Annotated in this window: 13 protein-coding genes; 2 read left to right on the top strand and 11 right to left on the bottom strand. The window is 37.3% G+C overall.

Going from position 1 to position 17,551, the window contains the following annotated elements:
- Positions 1-88 precede the first annotated feature (88 nt).
- The 9 genes from sbcD to LRP81_RS18775 all read right to left on the bottom strand — a co-directional run bounded on the left by sbcD (position 89) and on the right by LRP81_RS18775 (position 14,927).
- Entirely contained in the window at positions 89-1,282 is a 1,194-nt protein-coding gene (gene sbcD, locus LRP81_RS18815; RefSeq protein WP_230504006.1) for an exonuclease subunit SbcD, read from the bottom strand.
- 79 nt (positions 1,283-1,361) lie between these two features.
- Positions 1,362-5,138, bottom strand: coding sequence for a helicase-exonuclease AddAB subunit AddA (gene addA / locus LRP81_RS18810; RefSeq protein WP_230504004.1), 3,777 nt, complete (start codon positions 5,136-5,138; stop codon positions 1,362-1,364).
- Positions 5,135-8,650, bottom strand: a complete 3,516-nt coding sequence (gene addB / locus LRP81_RS18805) for a helicase-exonuclease AddAB subunit AddB (protein WP_230504002.1) — start codon at positions 8,648-8,650, stop codon at positions 5,135-5,137. The genes addA and addB overlap by 4 nt, the downstream gene beginning before the upstream one ends.
- 388 nt (positions 8,651-9,038) lie before the next feature.
- Entirely contained in the window at positions 9,039-9,812 is a 774-nt protein-coding gene (yidC, locus tag LRP81_RS18800; RefSeq protein ID WP_399208101.1) for a membrane protein insertase YidC, read from the bottom strand.
- 24 nt (positions 9,813-9,836) lie between these two features.
- On the bottom strand, positions 9,837-10,103 hold the full coding sequence (locus tag LRP81_RS18795) for a hypothetical protein (protein ID WP_230503998.1): 267 nt from the start codon (positions 10,101-10,103) through the stop codon (positions 9,837-9,839).
- Positions 10,104-10,532: 429 nt separating this feature from the next.
- Positions 10,533-11,090, bottom strand: coding sequence for a signal peptidase I (gene lepB / locus LRP81_RS18790; protein ID WP_230503997.1), 558 nt, complete (start codon positions 11,088-11,090; stop codon positions 10,533-10,535).
- Positions 11,091-11,163: 73 nt separating this feature from the next.
- A complete protein-coding gene (locus LRP81_RS18785; protein ID WP_230503995.1) occupies positions 11,164-11,769 on the bottom strand; it encodes a TVP38/TMEM64 family protein in 606 nt (201 codons plus the stop codon).
- 97 nt (positions 11,770-11,866) lie between these two features.
- Positions 11,867-12,715 (bottom strand): aminoglycoside phosphotransferase family protein, encoded by an 849-nt coding sequence (locus tag LRP81_RS18780; protein WP_230503993.1) that lies wholly within the window; start codon positions 12,713-12,715, stop codon positions 11,867-11,869.
- Positions 12,716-12,938: 223 nt separating this feature from the next.
- The gene (locus LRP81_RS18775; protein WP_230503990.1) at positions 12,939-14,927 is read right to left on the bottom strand and encodes a S9 family peptidase; all 1,989 of its coding nucleotides are present in this window, start codon (positions 14,925-14,927) and stop codon (positions 12,939-12,941) included.
- A gap of 440 nt (positions 14,928-15,367) precedes the next feature.
- Here LRP81_RS18775 and LRP81_RS18770 point away from each other — a divergent pair, with 440 nt between their 5' ends.
- Positions 15,368-15,748: a hypothetical protein gene (locus LRP81_RS18770; protein ID WP_230503988.1), complete on the top strand. Its 381-nt coding sequence runs from the start codon at positions 15,368-15,370 to the stop codon at positions 15,746-15,748.
- On the opposite strand, the gene LRP81_RS18765 is transcribed toward LRP81_RS18770, so the two are convergent.
- Both LRP81_RS18765 and LRP81_RS18760 read right to left on the bottom strand, forming a co-directional pair.
- Entirely contained in the window at positions 15,735-16,454 is a 720-nt protein-coding gene (locus tag LRP81_RS18765) for a DUF421 domain-containing protein (RefSeq protein ID WP_230503986.1), read from the bottom strand. The two genes, LRP81_RS18770 and LRP81_RS18765, sit on opposite strands and share 14 nt — an antisense overlap.
- Positions 16,455-16,559: 105 nt before the next feature.
- Positions 16,560-17,102, bottom strand: coding sequence for a competence protein ComK (locus LRP81_RS18760; RefSeq protein WP_230503984.1), 543 nt, complete (start codon positions 17,100-17,102; stop codon positions 16,560-16,562).
- A 193-nt stretch (positions 17,103-17,295) separates the two neighbouring features.
- On the opposite strand from LRP81_RS18760, the gene LRP81_RS18755 reads away from it, so the two are divergent.
- Positions 17,296-17,535 carry an IDEAL domain-containing protein gene (locus tag LRP81_RS18755; RefSeq protein ID WP_230503982.1) on the top strand — a complete coding sequence of 80 codons (240 nt, stop codon included), beginning with the start codon at positions 17,296-17,298 and terminating at the stop codon, positions 17,533-17,535.
- Positions 17,536-17,551: the final 16 nt, after the last annotated feature.

The raw sequence follows: 17,551 nt of genomic DNA, 5'->3' as shown, positions 1-17,551 counted from the left end.
TAAAATTCCAGTAAATGACATCTAGTTGCTGGATTAGTTTCGTGATGTCTTTTTTAAGCAAATTGACCTTTGATAACTTCATATTCTTTTATTTTTCAGTTGACATATTACCGCAGGTCTTTTCCACTTCTGCTTTGATTAATGTGAGGAATAATTGTATCAACTTATCTTCAGGCTGGGCACCGCCTGACTGTTTTTTATAAAAGTTCACAAAGTGTTCTTCCATTGGAATACTGTCCATTTTCACTGCTGCTTGCTCACCTATCATTTCAGGGAAGATTGGTCGTATATGAAGAATCCCTTCATGACTTTTCCGAATTCGATGAATCTCTTCCATGGACATGGCATTCGTAACATGAAGCTCTAGATCTATCCATGCATCATGATCTTTCCTTTCATCAAGCCATTGATATACTTGTTGGATACTCTCCGTTGCTTTCCATTTCACTAATGGTTTTCCACTAGAAAGATAAACTTCCTTAATAGTTGCTTCACTACCAGGAGTTGCGTCCACTATTGTCACACTTTTCGTATAGCCTGCTTCAGAAAAACTATATGCTAGTGGAGAGCCTGAATAGCGCGCAGCTGTTTTAGCACGCTTGATTGTTTGAGGACGATGTAGGTGACCAAGTGCCACATATTGTGCTTGTGGTGGCAGACTTTCCGCTACGACGGTATACGCTCCTCCAACCTCAATAGGACGCTCAGAATCCGAGGAGTTACCACCTGCCACAAATAGATGACTCATCGCCATGTTGACTGTTTTATCGGTAAACTGAGTGCACAGTTTATGAAAAAACTCACGTATTCTCGTATCATAATGGTCCCTGAGCAATTTTTCATCAAATTGTTCGGATAGTATTTCATTGAGCCTGGATTCAGACGGGTATGGCAAGGAAGCTAGTTGGAGAATTTCGTCTGTTGTAGGGACATGGATCGTTTGGATACTCATTGTGGGATAGCCAAGCAAGGAAATTTTTTGGGAGTTAGCTAGTGGCCTCGAAGCGGTAAGTCTCTCCGGGTTATCATGATTTCCAGCAATTACCGCTATCGGACGCTTTCCATTATTTGAAAGTTTCTGGAGTGATTCATAAAATAACACCTCAGCTTGAGCAGGTGGGTTTACCGTATCATAAACATCTCCAGCCATAAGGATGACATCAACTTTTTCCTCTTCCACTATTTGTACCAACTCTTCCAAGAAATCTGCCTGCTCCCCTATTCTACTTCTTCCTTCTAACGTTTTTCCCAGATGCCAATCAGCTGTATGTAATATCCGCATTTTCTCTTCTCTCCTTTACATGAAAGAAAGCCCAAGCATTAAGGTGATTACCTGCCGATTGCCTGGGCATTTCCCATGTTTAATCTATTTCTATCACATGATTGCCATCAAAGAAAAATAAATATTTGGCTGTAAGCTTCTTTTTCCATATTTGTTCGACTGCTCGTCCATAAAGAGCAAGCTGTTCGTAATATCTATTCCGCAACCTTTGTTCAACCTCTTGAATTTCTTCAGGGTAACGGCTTGTTACGGTATCTGTTTTGTAATCTATTAGTACAAACCCCTCTTCATCTTCGAAGAGACAGTCTACTACTCCCTGAACAAGTACCGTTTCTTTATGCAGATTTTCTTCATCCATCAATTCTTCTCCATCGATACCTAGACTGAAGGGCACTTCTCTGTGGACATTTTTCGCTTTTAGCAATCTTTTACCAATATCACTTAAAAAGAAGGATAGGAGTGCATCAAAATCAATTACTTCTGCTTGTTCCTTCGTTATCTTTTCATTTTGTAGCATAGTTTGAATCTGGCTTTGAATAAACTCTCTCGTCATTTCTTCATTGCTTAAATCTATATTTTGCATAACTGTATGCATTGCTGTACCTATCTCAGATGGTGATAGCTTTTGCTTTTGAAGAAAGGCTGGACGATCAAGAAACAGTTTTTTTCCTTTTTGTAACAATTGATTATCGGCGTATGGATCCTGATGCTCTCGCATCCTTTTCAATTCTGATACAGATTGCTTAGAACGCTGGGTGCTTGCTAAATGATGCGGATATTGCCAATAAAGTTGTTCCTTAACTTTTTCTTTAAAAGAACTCTCCATATCAACAAATAAACCTGCTTCCACTCTTCGTAACCATTCATCTTCCTCTTCTTTTTCCGCTTCCATCTCTTCTAATAACTGCTGGATTCTTGTTACGGACACCTTCCATTTCGCCTGATGGTTGGAGATTTCTTCATGAATAAGCTCTTCTGTATTTTCAGAATCCCAAAACAAAGAAGCATCCTGATAGCGTATTAAAGAGGGACCAATCCAATCCATATAGGATTTCGCATTAGCTCGTAAGTAATCTGGCAGTAGCCAGTCTCCATGGGAAGTATTTTCTTTCCATTCCAACACTGATTTTTCATAGTCTTTTAAAGTACCTACAAGGTACAGCTTCTCTTTAGCACGGGTTAGTGCGACATATAGAACCCGCATCTCTTCAGCAATCAATTCTGCCTTCGCTTTTTGTTTTAAGGCAATTTGTAGGATTGTAGGATACGTAATTCTAAGACTTGGATTTACAAATCTCGTGCCAAAACCGAGTTCTTTATCCATCAAGTAGCTGCTTCTTAAATCCATCATATTAAATTGCTTGGATAAGCCAGCGACAAATACTATTGGAAACTCTAGTCCTTTACTGGAGTGGATGGTCATCAGACGGACAACATCCTCCTGTTCGCCTAGTGCCCTTGCTGCCCCTAGGTCTTCACCACGGTCTTGCATTCTTTCAATAAATCGCAAAAAGCGAAATAATCCTCTGAAAGAAGTAGACTCATATTGTCTCGCCCTATCATAAAGAGCTCTTAAATTTGCTTGTCTTTGCTTTCCACCAGGCATTCCACCAACAAAATCGTAAAAATGTGTATCTTGATAGATTTTCCAAATTAGTTCTGAGAGGGCTCCTTCACGTGCTTTTGTTCGCCATGTTTGAAGCAACTCATAAAAATCCAGTACCCGTTTAAATACGTTGTGTTCCTCTTCTGTTGATGGTGTTCGCTTCAAGAAAAGCAGCAATGCTTCAAAATACGAACCTTTTTTCTGTTGTATCCTGATAACAGCAAGGTCATTAGAATCAAGTCCAACAATAGGTGACCTTAATACTGATGCCAAAGGTACGTCTTGGTAAGGGTTATCAATGATTTTTAGCACAGATAAAAGAATAGCCACCTCTGTTGCCTCAAAATATCCAGTACTCATATTTGCATAGATTGGAATACCCTGTTGTTTAAACTCTTCCATAAATTGAGGAGCCCAAGGCATAGAACGCATGAGTATAACAAAATCACGATAGGTGACAGGTCGCATTTCTTTTCTGTCTTTGTCGTACACTTCATAGCTGGATTGGATAAGGTTTTTAATTCTTTGAGCGATTAATTTAGCTTCTACCTGAGCCGTTTCAAGTTCTGTTTTATCAAAGACAGCGACATGTTCCACTTCATTTTGTTCACCTTCTGATTCTAGTTCATCATTGGAGGTGTCACTGCGATCAACAAGCAGTAGTTCTGCTTCACGATTCGGCGCTTTTGGATAGTAGGTCGCTCCAAACTTAAGTTCTGCATCGGTATCATACTCTATTTCTCCTACTGATTCACCCATAATTTGTTTAAAAATATAATTGGTTGCATCAAGTACCTCTGGTCTAGAACGAAAATTTTGGTTTAAATCAATACGAAGACCTGTCTTATCGCCAGTCGTATTAAAGCGTTTATATTTATCTAAAAATAGGAAAGGCTCTGCAAGGCGGAACCGGTAGATGGACTGCTTGACATCCCCTACCATGAACATATTCCCAACTTCCTCTGTTTCGTGTGTTACTAATTTCAATATCGCTTCCTGAACCAGGTTTGTATCTTGATATTCATCTACCATTACTTCCTTGAAGGTCGTTTGATATTTAAGAGCAGCTTCTGACCGGTTCCACCTGTTGTCAAATTTCACACGAAGTATGCCGAGGCAGAGATGTTCCAAATCAGAGAAATCGACAAGCCCTTTTTCTTGTTTCAGCTTGTAGAAAACCTGTCCATAATTTTTCACTAAGTTAACAAGTGTTTTCATCAACGGAGCAAGATCTTCTAAGTCTTTCATAAACGACTCTGGACGCCTTGTGAAAAGCTCCTCTTTTATCCCTTGTACTATACCTTTAGCTTGGTTTCTTACTTTTGTCCATTTTTCAATCAACTCTTTATCGTATTCATCACCACGGCAGGTTTTTGCCCTAGGGAAATCTATTTCCTGCATAGCTGTATATAAGTGCGTCCACGAGGTATTCAATCCCGTGCGAAGTTTGTTTAATTGTGCAAGGTCTTGTTCTACATTTTCTGAACGAGGTGTAGGTCCACCTGGCTGTAACGTAAGATCCCGTGCTTTCTCCAATAGGCTAAATGCTGCATGGAACTGCAGCTTTATTTCTTCTTTTAACATCGTAACAAACGGTAAATCATCCATTAAATGTTGGTTGGAAGTTTGATAGAATTGAACGATCTCTTCCAGCCATAATTCAGGTTCTGGGTTAGCTCTTGAAAATTCATATAGTTTTAACACTAAATCTTGAAGGGCATGATCGGAACCGTCACTAGTATACCGATCAACAAGGTCAAAAAATAGCTCGTTGTTGTCTTTTCCATACTCTTCTTCAAAGATTTCCTCTAATACCTCTTCTTGCATTAATTGTATTTCTGTTGTATCTGCAATACGAAATCCTGGGTCGATATCAATCAAATAGTAGTACTTTCGAATGACCTCCAAACAGAAGGAGTGGATGGTGGAGATTGATGCCCGATTTAATAAGCTTAATTGGCGGCGCAAATGAAGGGAGGCTGGTTTTTTGATCAGTTCCTTTTCCAATGCCTCTCCAATCCGGTGTCTCATTTCTGCAGCAGATGCATTAGTAAAAGTTACGACAAGCAAACGGTCCACATCTACATGCTCCTGGACAATTTTATGAATCATCCGTTCAACTAATACAGCTGTCTTACCAGAACCTGCTGCTGCTGCCACAAGCATATCCCTTCCTGAAGAAACAATCGCCTTCCATTGGTCATCTGTCCATTGTGTACCTTCTGGCTTAGGGAGCAATTCCATCGTCATTGTTGATCCCCTCCTTCCGTTTTTCTTTTAATTGAATCCATGACCTCATTTTTCGGTATAGGAGGAAGCAATCTAAACTCATTCTCTTCCAATGAAGTATCAAACTGACAAAACGATTGATAGGAGCAGAAGGTACAAGGGGTTTGATCTTTGAGCTTGTACGGCGCAATACTTGTTTCTCCTTCAGATATTTTCAATCCTATCTCCTCAAAGGTTTTTCTTACATACTTCCGCAAATGGGTAAATTCCTCCACACTTGCGATGGAGGAGCTTGCCTGAAACCCACCATTTTTCTTAAATGCCGCGGAAACAATCTTGGAATGACCGCTTTCTACATTCTGATCCATCATTCTGACCGTCTCTTCATCTCCTAAAAGCAGGCCTTTCATTTTAAAGCTCTTAAATATTTCTTCCTCTATAACATCCTCGGAAATCATCGAATTCTTTTTAATCATTGGATTATGAACATGAAAATATAGAACTCCAGCTGGATTCGCCTGACTACCTAACCAGCCACTTGAATGCGTGATGACAATATCTAAATATGTCAGCATCTGCAAAGCCAAGCCGTAATAAACTTCCGTCAGGTCTAATGCTTTACTACTAGACTTATAATCAATGATTCTCAGAAGTAGACCGCTGCTTCCCTCTGCTTTATCCACCCTGTCTATTCTACCAACAAGCTCCATTGATACTCCGTTTGGTAAATCTAGCTTGATAGGAGGGAGCTCCGATGTTTTTCCAAAGCCTAATTCAAGTCCTACCGGAGTAAATTTACTTGCTTTCGAGTGATCACTCAATATTTGGGAGGCCCTTGTGATAATAGTTTCCAGCTTCCTCTTAATGTAATGAAATCTGTTGGAGCTTAACAGTATCTCTCCTTGGAGCTTAGGTGCCAGTATATCAACTGCTTCTTTTGCAAGCATTTGACATTGTTCTTTGGATAAGTGTTTCCAATCTGTATTGTTTTTGCGAAGTCTGTCTGAAATATGCTTTAAGGCTGCATGAAACAGTTCCCCAATATCCGGTGCCTCAAGGCGGTAAATTTTTCTGTCTCTAAGCTTTAGCCCATAGGATGCAAAATGAGAAAAGGCGCATGCGCTGAATTTTTCCATTCGGGAAACACTTGCTTCAATATGTGAACCATACAGCTCCCTGCTTACATCAAATTTCAGCTTTTTTGCTTCATTTTTATAAAACAGACTTTTTAACACTAGTCTTGTTTTGTCATGCCATTCGCTATGATCAAGAAGTGAATGATAAACATCCCACCATAATGGCTCTACTGGGTACTTTTTCATCCAACCTTGCAACTGGACAGCAAGGTTGGAAAGCGTCGTAGCTGGTGTATGAACAAACTGGAGCTGTTCTTCTGCTGCAAGTTCAGCAGGCTCATTTAAAAGCAGTTTTTCTTTTAACATAGGAAACATTTCCTTCAATCGATTGATATACGTTGAAGGCAGTAACGACTTTCCTTCTTCATCAGCAAGTGCATAGCTAATATATAGATGATGGGAAGGGGTTAAGAATGCTGAATATACTAAGAAATGTTCATCTAAAAGTTTTTCCATACTTGTTGGAGCAAGTTCCATCCCATAATTTGATAGGAGTTCCCTTTCTTCTTCTGAAACAAAACCATCATCTTTTATTTTTGCAGGAATTACTCCATCATTAACGCCAATAACAAAGGTGCTTTTAATATCCGATAACCGTGACAAATCGAAGTTTGCGACAATTACTTGGTCTATAGCTGGTGGAACTAAGCTAAAACGAAGACTCTCCAATCCGCTTTCTACTATTTTTGTAAACAATGTTAATGAGATTGGCTGGTCCCCAATCAACTCAACCATTTGATCCATCATCTGGATGATCGCTTTCCAAACCTGCTCATGCTCTCTTGCTTCTGCTAAATTTCCAGCTTCTTCGGATTTCTTCATTTTACGTTCAAGTTTCTCAGGAAGTTTGATTTCTTCCATGTAACCCCACAAAGCTTTGCAAAACTCTTCCATCGTTTTTGCTTTTTTCCACCTTTTTTCAAGGGTATGGAGTGGCTTCACAATCATTACTCTTAAATCATTTATTTCTTGTTCATATACAAGTTCTTCATCTGTTTGCACGTAAGGACCGTCTGTATCTACACTAAAGAAGCGACGATACTTCCATGGTTGCTTCATTGTCCATCTGCTACCTTGGATTCCGTATGAAAGGCAATAGTTTTCCAGTTTATCTGTTTTTTCTCTCATTTCATTTGTATCTTGGGAAAGTGCATAAAAGAAATCAGTCTTAACACAACGGAAAACAGATTCATATCTCCAATTCCGTGTAATAACTTCCAGACTTGATCTTATTAGTTCTACTAGTGGGTGATGAAGCATCGTTCTTTTCTGATCTACGAAAAAAGGAATTTCATAATCTCTAAATACTGTATTAATAAGATCATTATAAGACTCGTTGTTTCGCACCATTATTGCAATATCTTTATAACGATAATTTCTATCACGAACGAGTGAAATAATTTCACGTGCTATTCCCTCTATCTCAGCTCTACGATTCACCGCTTGAAGAACGTTCACATTTGCGTTGTTTGGATAAGGGACAGTAGGTCTTACATCAAAAAATTGTTCCAAATGCCGAAGAGAGTCTGCTTGTTGGAAGCGTAGTGGATCTTGAAGCAAAATCGGTACATCGACGTTACATCCTTCTTCTATCGCTAGTTGCTTTATTTTTTGATAAGTAATACCAGTTGACCTGAATAAATGTAAATCATATGGCGCTTCCTCATCATAAGGTTTATCTAGAGTGAGAGAAACGGTAACTGATTTGGCATGCTTCAACAATTCCTTCAAGACATTCAGCTCTTGAGGAGTAAAGCTATGAAACCCATCTATATAAATATCAGCATTCTTTAAGTAGATAGACTGTGGTATTTTCTCGGCTAATAAAGCGAGATAATCCTCTCCATCCAAATATTTACCTTCTAAATTTTTTTCTAATTGTCGATAAACGACAAGTATATCTGTCAGCTTCTTAGCAAGCATTTTTTCGTGCTCAGAAATAAAGTTGTCTTCACGAATTTTAGTAATATCTGCTTCCAACGAATCTGAAGTAATGCAATACCGTTTAAATTCTGTTATCATGCTTTCCATCTGCTCGATAAAGCCAAACTGTTCTGCAGAGCGACCAAACACATGAAACTCTTGCTTATGCTCCTCGACAATTTTTCGCAACACCATATGTATCCCAGTTTGGTCAATATGGAACCTGCTAATGCCACCTGCCTCTTGTAAGACTCTCCAAGCAAGTCTCGTAAAACTAATTACTTGTGCACGAATCATTCCTTTTATATCTGGATCCTTTACAAGGCGGTATTCAGATTGAAAAGTCATTTGTTCCGGAACTAAATATATGATTGGGTTGCCTTGAGGGTTTTCCTTTAGCTGTTGTAGGATTGACTCATGGCACCATGCTGTTTTTCCACTGCCTGTTCTTCCTATTAAAAAACGAAGTGACACAAGCATTCCTCCTTTTACTTATCTTTTTCTATTAAATCGGCTTCTAACCTTTTACTAGAAAAGTCGGCCACTGTATTGAGCAATTGCCCGTTATTTTATAAATCGGTTGAGTAAATCTTTAAAATAAATCAGCGACCCACAAAGCTGGATCACATCAAAGGTTCATCTGTAAAATACGTACCTATGTTCCTCTTTCATTGTACTTAAATTCTATGAATTTTTCCAATAGATGCTTTGGTTTGTTTTTTGTTGAAATTGACAAAAAAACTTTCTAAGTATTTTAAAACATTTTTGATAGATGAAATGACAAGATGCCAAGTATTTCACATTATTGAAAGGATAAGAAAAACCTCCAACATCCTATTGGATATTAGAGGTATTCTCACTATTAATTACTAGGTACCGCTGCTGTCTCATCAGCATCCTTTAGTAGCTTCATACGTTTTTTCAAATAAAGCCCTTGTGCGATTCCAAATAGGTTTCCGATAACCCAATATAAGGCCAAAGCAGATGGAAGAGTAGTCCCTGCAATTAAGATGAATATAGGGATTATGTTCATCACTATTTTCATCTGTGGCTGCACTTGGTCAGTCAAACTTACTCTTGTTTGTATAAACGTCGTTATAGCTGCTATAACCGGTAAGATGAAGTATGGATCAGGTTGTCCAAGACTTACCCAAAAAAAAGAATGCTCTGCAATCTCTGTAGTTCTGCCGATTGCATAATAGAATGCCATAATAATTGGCATTTGCACAAACATAGGCAAGCATCCGCTCATAGGATTAACTTTATTTGTTTGATAAAGCTGCATGAGCTCCTGTTGCATCTTCTGTTGATCAGCTGGTGTTTTTTTATCTTTATACTTTGCTTGAAGTGCATCCATTTCTGGTTTAAGCTTCTGCATTGCCATCATGCTTTTTTGTTGTTTTAAAACCAATGGTAAAATTAAGAATCTAATCACAATCGTTACGATAATGATGGATAAACCGTAATTACCGCCTGTCCAATCTGCCACAGTAGTAAGAGCCAAGGAAAGTGGATAAACAAAATAATGATTCCATACCCCTGTACTATCTGCTGTGATTGGCTCGCTCATATTACATCCACTTAAAACCGCTACTAACACAATAAATAAACTTAAAGTCAAAAATTTCTTCATCAATATTCCTCCTACTTTTCTTATTAATTAGATCATTGAAAAGTAGAAAGAAGAGTCTTCCTCATCAACCGTCGATTCCTTTGTCGGTCTTTTACGATAAATCAACGTAATAAACCTTCTTCTTTTTCCTAAATGGAATTGCGCTATATTAGAACCCACTACAAGAGAAGTAGTGTATCCTTTGTATTGATATACAAGTTGATTGGAATCCAAATAAAAATAGAAATTTACTAAACATATTATGGCTGCTGTCACATACGGTGCATATAGCAATAAATCAAGATAGAATTCCATTTATTTAACTCACCTTTTATTCATTAAGTAGGTTTTATTAGTTGTACGTTCATTATCAAAAAAAGTTTCATCAATCAGTATTTCCCTATAATAAAAAGATACACCTAGTTTACGAAAATTACTAGGTGTATCTTTTAACCAAATGTAAAATTTATTCTAATGTTACTTTTTTCTTTTTAATAACAATATAAAATGCTGGTACAAATAGTAGGGTAAAGAAAGTCGAGAAAAAGATACCTGAAATAATAGATATTGCCAGCGGTGTAAACAAAACATCTCCACTAAATACTATTGAATCAATGCTGCAATGGAGGTATCTGCTGTCAGAATTATTGGTCTCAGACGTGCTTTCCCGGAATCCTTGACAGCTTCTGTTAAAGTTGAAAAAATAAAAAACAGCTTTCACTTTAAAAGGAAAAACTGTTCTCTTTATTTAAACGTTGTATTAATTTCATCAAATGGCCAATAACGAACATGGACCTTACCTACAATATCTTCCATGCTTACATACCCGAAATGTCTACTGTCCAGACTATTTAACCGATTATCTCCTATTACAAAGACGTGTCCTTTAGGAACTTTTTCCTTCCCTGTCAATTCTTCTAAGGAGAAATCACCTGTAAAATTACCTCCAAAAACCTTCAATTGATCTGAGGCAATAAACGGCTCCAAGACAGGCTCACCATTAACGTATAATTGATCTTTAATATATTCTAGTTGATCACCAGGTAAACCGATAACTCTTTTCACATAATTGAATTTTTCTTCTGGATGGCTAAACACTACTATATCGAACCGCTCAGGTTTACTAAAAGCATAGACCATCTTATTAACCATCAAAAAGTTTCCCTGCTCTAGTGTGGGGTTCATTGAGTGTCCTTCTACCACATAATTGGAAAAGAAAAATGCACGAACCATAAAGATTAGAAAGATGGAAGCTATAAACCATTTCAGCATAGATTTATGTTTCTTTTTCTTTTCTTTCAATTTATCCCCCCCAAAAGATGTCCATAGGTTTATTGTACCAATTTATTAATATTATCACAATATACTGACTTTTCTATTTTTCCTCTGTTAATTGCAAATGTAATTCAATCTTTTTACCCACAAACCAAAGAAGGAACATAATGGCAATTACAAGCGCTGTCTTAATCGGTGCACGGATAAAAGAAATGATGTCATATCCAATATAGCTTATTGTAAAAATCATCACCATTTTCCCTGCTATTAGTGCTAGGAAAAACTGATAAAATCTTATTTTTGAAAGTCCTGCAACGACATTTATTAAAAAAGAAGGACTAAAAGGGAAACATAGCATAAAGAACAATGGACCAAATCCTCGCCTCTCTATCCATGACATTGTTCGTCTGACTTTCTCCTTTTTTAGCCAGGATTGAATCCATCGGTTTCCCTTTATTTTATGTACAAATAAATAAACAATTACTGCTCCAAGCACTGCTCCAGACCATGAAATTAAAAAACCTAACCAAAGACCAAAAGCCGCAGCATTCGCCATTACAATGACGATTAAAGGTAAGAATGGTAGAAACGCTTCAATCACTACCAGTAAAAAGCCAGTTAATAGTCCAAATGATTGATACTCTTCCAATACTTCCAGTAAGTTTTCTAATGTTAGCAGCTCTTTTATTAAATCAATAAAATCCATGAAAGCATTTCTCCAATTCTATTTCCAAGTCATTTCTTCTATTGTACTAGTTATACCTAATTTATCCTAATACAAAACACAAAATGTGAATGTATAGCTAACATTCTAACCTCCCAAATTTGTCTTTATGTAACTTTTCAAAAACAAAAATGCTTTTATAAAAAGCGATGTTATAATCATTACTTTCTTCTAAGGACCAACAGGTGGAGAGAACGCTATGTACAAAGCCCCATTCAAGTAATCTCTTTTCATCTAGTTCCAAACGATTTACAAGAATTTCAATCCGAACTTTTAACACTGGTTCCAAATCACTTTCTGGCAATTTGTTTAATAGAAATTGTATGGTATCGTACTCTCTTTCACCTACCAGTCCTTTTGGGTCAATAGCGGTCCATTTTTCTCCCTTCAAAATATTGTAATGATGTAAATCGCCATGAAGGATATATCTGTCTTTTCCGTCGGCAAGTAGGCGACGAAAGGTGTTTGTTGCTTTGTGCAGCATAGGAGTGGTGATAGGACCTTTACCTTCTGGATAATTGTTTAGAAATCGCAGAAGACTTTTCTCTCTTTCTTCTATTTGCGGGAGTTTGGTAGATTGTGTTTCTTTCACCCATAGAGTATCCATTATGGTTGCGGCAATTTTTGTTGCTAATTCATCATCCTCGATACTGGCAAGCATGTGACCTGGTAAAAGACGATCCAAAATTATAATGCCTTTATTTATATCCATATCTATTATTGACACCATATCTTTACCTGCAAAGTATTGCAATGCCTCGACTTCTGAAAAAAATGCATTAGTTGGGATGGATAGTTTAACTACTACCTCTTGTCCATTATCCCGTATTGCTGGCGCAACAAAGTTATAGGATAGTTCAAAGGGATCGAGGATGGTCAACTTCCATTTTATTTCACAATACTTGATAAGGTCCTGGAATTTGTTCAACCATTCTTCCCCTTTTTCTTTATGTACATTTTTGATTGTCTGAACATAATTTTTTGGAAGTATAAGCATGATTAATCCATTCCCTCGTGGCCATGAGAACGGGTGAATTCTTTATTTTTATGCGTTTTCTCGTAATCTACACCTTTGATCATCTTCGTAACCTCCAGCTTTTTTTGTAAACTATAATAGGAGGTCCAGTCAAAAGACAGGACCTCACATTTCTTTAAGCTTTTTGTAGGTATTCCACAAACCAATTTTTAACATGGTTCAAACGGTGTATGCGAAGCGCAAGGTCTCCACTTCTGGAGAGTTCATGATTTGCCTCTGGGAACCGTACGAGTTTTGTTGTTTTTCCTTGTTTTTTCAATGCGATGAATAATTGCTCTGCCTGCTCCACCGGGCAACGGTAGTCTTTTTCACCGTGAAGGATGAGCAACGGCGTTTGTATGTTAGACACATATTTGATTGGAGAGTGTTCCCAAAGCTTCTCCACCTTGTCCTCCATATTACCTTGTACTTCCCACTCTGAAAAATAATAGCCGATATCACTGACACCATAAAAGCTTAGCCAATTCGAAATCGACCTTTGGGTTACAGCAGCCTTAAAGCGATTCGTATGTCCCACTACCCAGTTGGTCATAAATCCACCATAGCTACCACCTGTAATTCCAAGCTTGTTTTCATCAATGAAATCAAATGACTCCAATGCATAATCCATTGCACTCATCACATCAAGATAGTCCTTGCCTCCGTAATCTCCCCTCACTGCATCCACAAAGTGCTGTCCATAACCATGACTTCCTCGTGGATTGGTGAAAAGGACAACAAACCCTTGGGCAGTTAGCGTTTGGAATTCGTGGAAGTATGTATTGGCATACATCGCATGTGGTCCACCATGAACTTCCAGGATAGTCGGATATTTCTTTCCTTCTTCAAATCCAGCTGGTTTCATAATCCAGCCATGAAGTTCCCAACCATCCTTCGCTTTAAATTGGATTGGTTCTGCTTTACATAACTCTACTTCATTTTTCCATGATTCATTGACGTTTGTTAATTGATTTCTTGTCTGTGATTTTAAATCAAAATGATAAAGTTCCCCTGGGTCAGTAGAATTACTTACCCCCACAATTGCTTCATGAGTACCTGTCAGCATACTAACGGCATATACATGCTCATCAGGGAGATGGATTGGATACATCGCACCATCTAAAGAGCCAAAATAAATACCTGTTCCCCCTTGATCACTCATCAAGAAGTAAAACCCTTCACTATCTTCCGTCCACATTAGGCCAGGATTTACATTTCCGGAATGAAAATCTCCTATTGCTACATCCCCTATTTCTACATCTAGATTCTCGGAAAGGCAATGGGTTTCTCCTGATTCAAGTTTCGTCACCCACACTCGTGATAAGGTAGCACTCTGAAATTCTTTTTCGTGGCCAAGAAATCCAAGATATTGACCATCAGGTGAGAAAGTAAGTGCAGAGTAAAAGCCATTGCTATTTGTGATTTTCTTTTTCTCTTTTGTTTCAAGATCCATTACATATACATCTGACACTAAAGAGACATCCGGGTTCTCCTCTAGATTTGTCACAAATGCAATACTCTTTCCATCTGGAGACCAAGCTGGTGTGCCATAGTCCCTGTCTCCATCCGTTAACAAGCTTATTTCTTTTGTCTTCAAATCTAAAAGTGCAAGGTGATCATTTTTCTCGTCCAAAAATCCTTTAGCATCGGATTTGTAACGCATTTTTTCTACGACAAGCGGCTCAGGGTGCTTCTTCTTTTTCTTCTCTTCCTCATCCTGTTGCAGATCCTGTACTCCTTCGACAGAAGTACTAAATAGAATTTTTGTCCCACATGGAGACCATACTGGACCTCTTGCACCGTTTTTACAAAACGTAACCTGTTCTGCTTCCCCTCCATTAGCAGGCATTACATAGATTTGGCTTTTTTCATTACGATTTGAAACAAAAGCAAGCTTACTTCCATCCGGTGACCATCTCGGGCTTGTTGCTCTCCCTTTCCCAGTCGTAAATGGGATTGTTTTCCCCTCCAGATCTCCAATATAAACAGCAGATCTATATTCATTATCTTCTTCGTGCATTGTTGTTTGTACAAAAGCAAATTTACGGGAATGTTTATCCCACTGCGGGTCAGTTAACGAGATTAAATTAAAAATATCAGTTGCATGGATCTTTCTTTTTGACATGTATACCTCTCCTTTTCAAAACATCGTTCTTTTTATTTATTTCGACAAATGAAATATATTTCCTCTATTTTAAATACGAAAAAGCTCGAATTATTTCGAGCTTGCAGACTGTTGACAAACCTAATTTATTTTAGATTTACATGGAACTGTTGATTTTCGTTCCAGACGCTTCACTTTCCTCGGGCAGTCAGGGAGCCTCCTACCGCAGGACAGGAAAGCTTCGGCAGCAATTAACATTTTCGAGGATTCTTCACGTCTTTCACTACAATCAACATGGGAATTGCCTTAACTTAAAGAAAAAAGTCACACTGAAAGCTCGAATAATTTCGAGCTTGAAAATTTTCTTGCATAAATTTTATCTTTTAGTATAAAATAAATACGAACAAACGTTCTTTTTTGTTGTATAAAAACAACCAATAGCCACTTAGGGAGGAAGCAGTATGACTAGATTAACAAAAGAACAATTAAATCTGTTTGAACAAGCCATATATCTTCCTATGCTACTGGTTGTTCTTGAAAGGGATACAAGTATTATTCAAACCAGTAATATTAAATTAAAAGATCCTTACTTAACCCTGATTGACCAAACCATGAGAAAGGTGCAGCTACAGCTTAAACAAATAAAATCAGATATGAAAAAACAGCAGATGAAGCTCCATAAATTAAAACAAGATGAATCTTTTACCTTGTATGCCTTTTTATTCAACGGTTACGAAGAGCACCACAATTATTTCAACCCAAGGATAAGAAATAAAGTTAACGAGCTTTTAAAACACTTTATTTTAAATGATGAAAACAATCCAATACTTAATGAAAAATAGGTAGGGAAGATTCTTCTGAATTTCTCATAGAAATATGCAAATGATTACGTTCATTTACGGCAGCATAAAAAACATCTTCTATTTTCATTATCTTTAATTTCAATAACTCTTCACGAAGCCAAGCTTCATTTAAACCATGGTATTGAAGTACTTTTTGTTGAATTCTTCCTTCTAAGATGACAGCAAACTCTATAGAGCTCTTTGAGGGTTGAGTTACGATTTGTTCCACAATAACACCCTCCTTTTCCGGCTTTAGCTTAACAGAAATATCACCATTGGCTTCAATGATGGCAAAATGCACATCCTCTACCCGGAAAACATTCTTCTGTCTAAGCATTTGCAAAATGTTATCGATGGAGTAGCTAATTTTATACATATTTTTAATTTGAAAATGACCATTAAAAATGACAAGCGTTGGTTCAAAAGACAAAAGCCTACCAATTTTGTAGTTTTTGATTTTCCACCATGCAATAAATTTTTGTAATAAGCCGATTCCAATAATTGCTCCCACAGTAGGAAAGTGATGAACAGATGGATCTGCAATATCTGCTCCCACAACTGATCCCAAAGTTAAAATGACTAGAAAGTCAAATACGGGTAGTTCTCCAATAGATCGTTTTCCCATGAATAACGTGACAGCTAGCATTAGAGGTAATATAGTAACAACGCGGAACAATACTTTTATCAAATCTAAGAAAAGCTCCATACACCACTCCCCCTCTTTTTATTAGAGTTTTTTCAAATGGGAAAAGCTATGCATATTTTTTAAAAATAAAAACGCCTTTCACATATTGAAAGACGTCTACAACGTTTATCTTCTCAATCTATATATCACTCTCGGTGTGCCTACTGAATTTTTTTTGTTGTTGTTGCGATTTCTACTCACCCTCTGTTGTAGTTTTGAACGAACAAAGGATGTGCGATAAACTTGGGTTTCAAAGGAAGCTTTAGAAACAGGAAATTCAACAGTTGAATTATTCGGGAACATAAGATATGTATTGCCGGATGGAGTTGATTTATATTCATATGAATAATGAAGTGACACCCAGATGCAATTTTCATTGTTAGGTGAGGCTGTGGGGAAAAAGAAAATATCGTTTATTTGGTCAATAACAATAGGAGGTTTATGAGTAAAACCTGTAACCGTCTTCGTTCCTTGTTTTCTGCCTTCAAAACTGGAACAGTAAAATTTACAGCTATTTTCAATTATTCTTATGGGAGATAATGCTACATAAATCTCCCTTTCTTCTTCTAACACCTTTGCATACAACTGTCCTTCTGTTTGAAAAGGGAAAATTGCCATTGTAAATTCGTTAATTTCATAATCAAGGATAAAATCAATAATATCTTTCAAATTTTCTCACCCTTCCTCCTACTGGTTACCATACGTGACAAAATAACCATTTATTTGTCTAATTATGTATATTTTGCCAAAAATATAGTTCTTTGTAAAGGGGTATTTTTAAATATTTTAAATTTTATAAATATTTGTTGATTTTTATTCAGTTCCTCAATATACTATTAAAAAGACTCGAGGTGGGGAGCTCATGAAAAATGAGAAGTCTTATACGGAGTTAATGAAAGCAAGAAAGATGAATAAGAAAGTAGCCGTTGAATCCTACATGATGAATGTTTATGTTCAGATGATTATTGATGAGTCTTTATTCCATTATCAAAAAAACTTGCTCCAACAGAAAATTGATTATGCTCTAGATGTAAATGATGCAACACTGTTCCATCGTCTCTCTTCAGGCTATAACAAATTTTTGACCGATTGGGGCGTATAACATACAAAAATACCTA

This window comes from Sutcliffiella rhizosphaerae, assembly GCF_917563925.1.
GTDB lineage: Bacteria > Bacillota > Bacilli > Bacillales > Bacillaceae_I > Sutcliffiella_A > Sutcliffiella_A rhizosphaerae.
The sequence above is the reverse complement of the archived record's forward strand: the minus strand, read 5'-3'. Positions and strand labels throughout refer to the sequence as shown.

Bases quoted from the DNA above. Each gene is read 5' to 3' on its own strand.
- addA (WP_230504004.1), bottom strand. From the start codon at position 5,138: ATGACGATGGAATTGCTCCCTAAGCCAGAAGGTACACAATGGACAGAT.
- sbcD (WP_230504006.1), bottom strand. From the start codon at position 1,282: ATGCGGATATTACATACAGCTGATTGGCATCTGGGAAAAACGTTAGAA.
- LRP81_RS18770 (WP_230503988.1), top strand. From the start codon at position 15,368: ATGACTAGATTAACAAAAGAACAATTAAATCTGTTTGAACAAGCCATA.
- LRP81_RS18755 (WP_230503982.1), top strand. From the start codon at position 17,296: ATGAAAAATGAGAAGTCTTATACGGAGTTAATGAAAGCAAGAAAGATG.
- LRP81_RS18775 (WP_230503990.1), bottom strand. From the start codon at position 14,927: ATGTCAAAAAGAAAGATCCATGCAACTGATATTTTTAATTTAATCTCG.
- LRP81_RS18795 (WP_230503998.1), bottom strand. From the start codon at position 10,103: ATGGAATTCTATCTTGATTTATTGCTATATGCACCGTATGTGACAGCA.
- LRP81_RS18785 (WP_230503995.1), bottom strand. From the start codon at position 11,769: ATGGATTTTATTGATTTAATAAAAGAGCTGCTAACATTAGAAAACTTA.
- LRP81_RS18765 (WP_230503986.1), bottom strand. From the start codon at position 16,454: ATGGAGCTTTTCTTAGATTTGATAAAAGTATTGTTCCGCGTTGTTACT.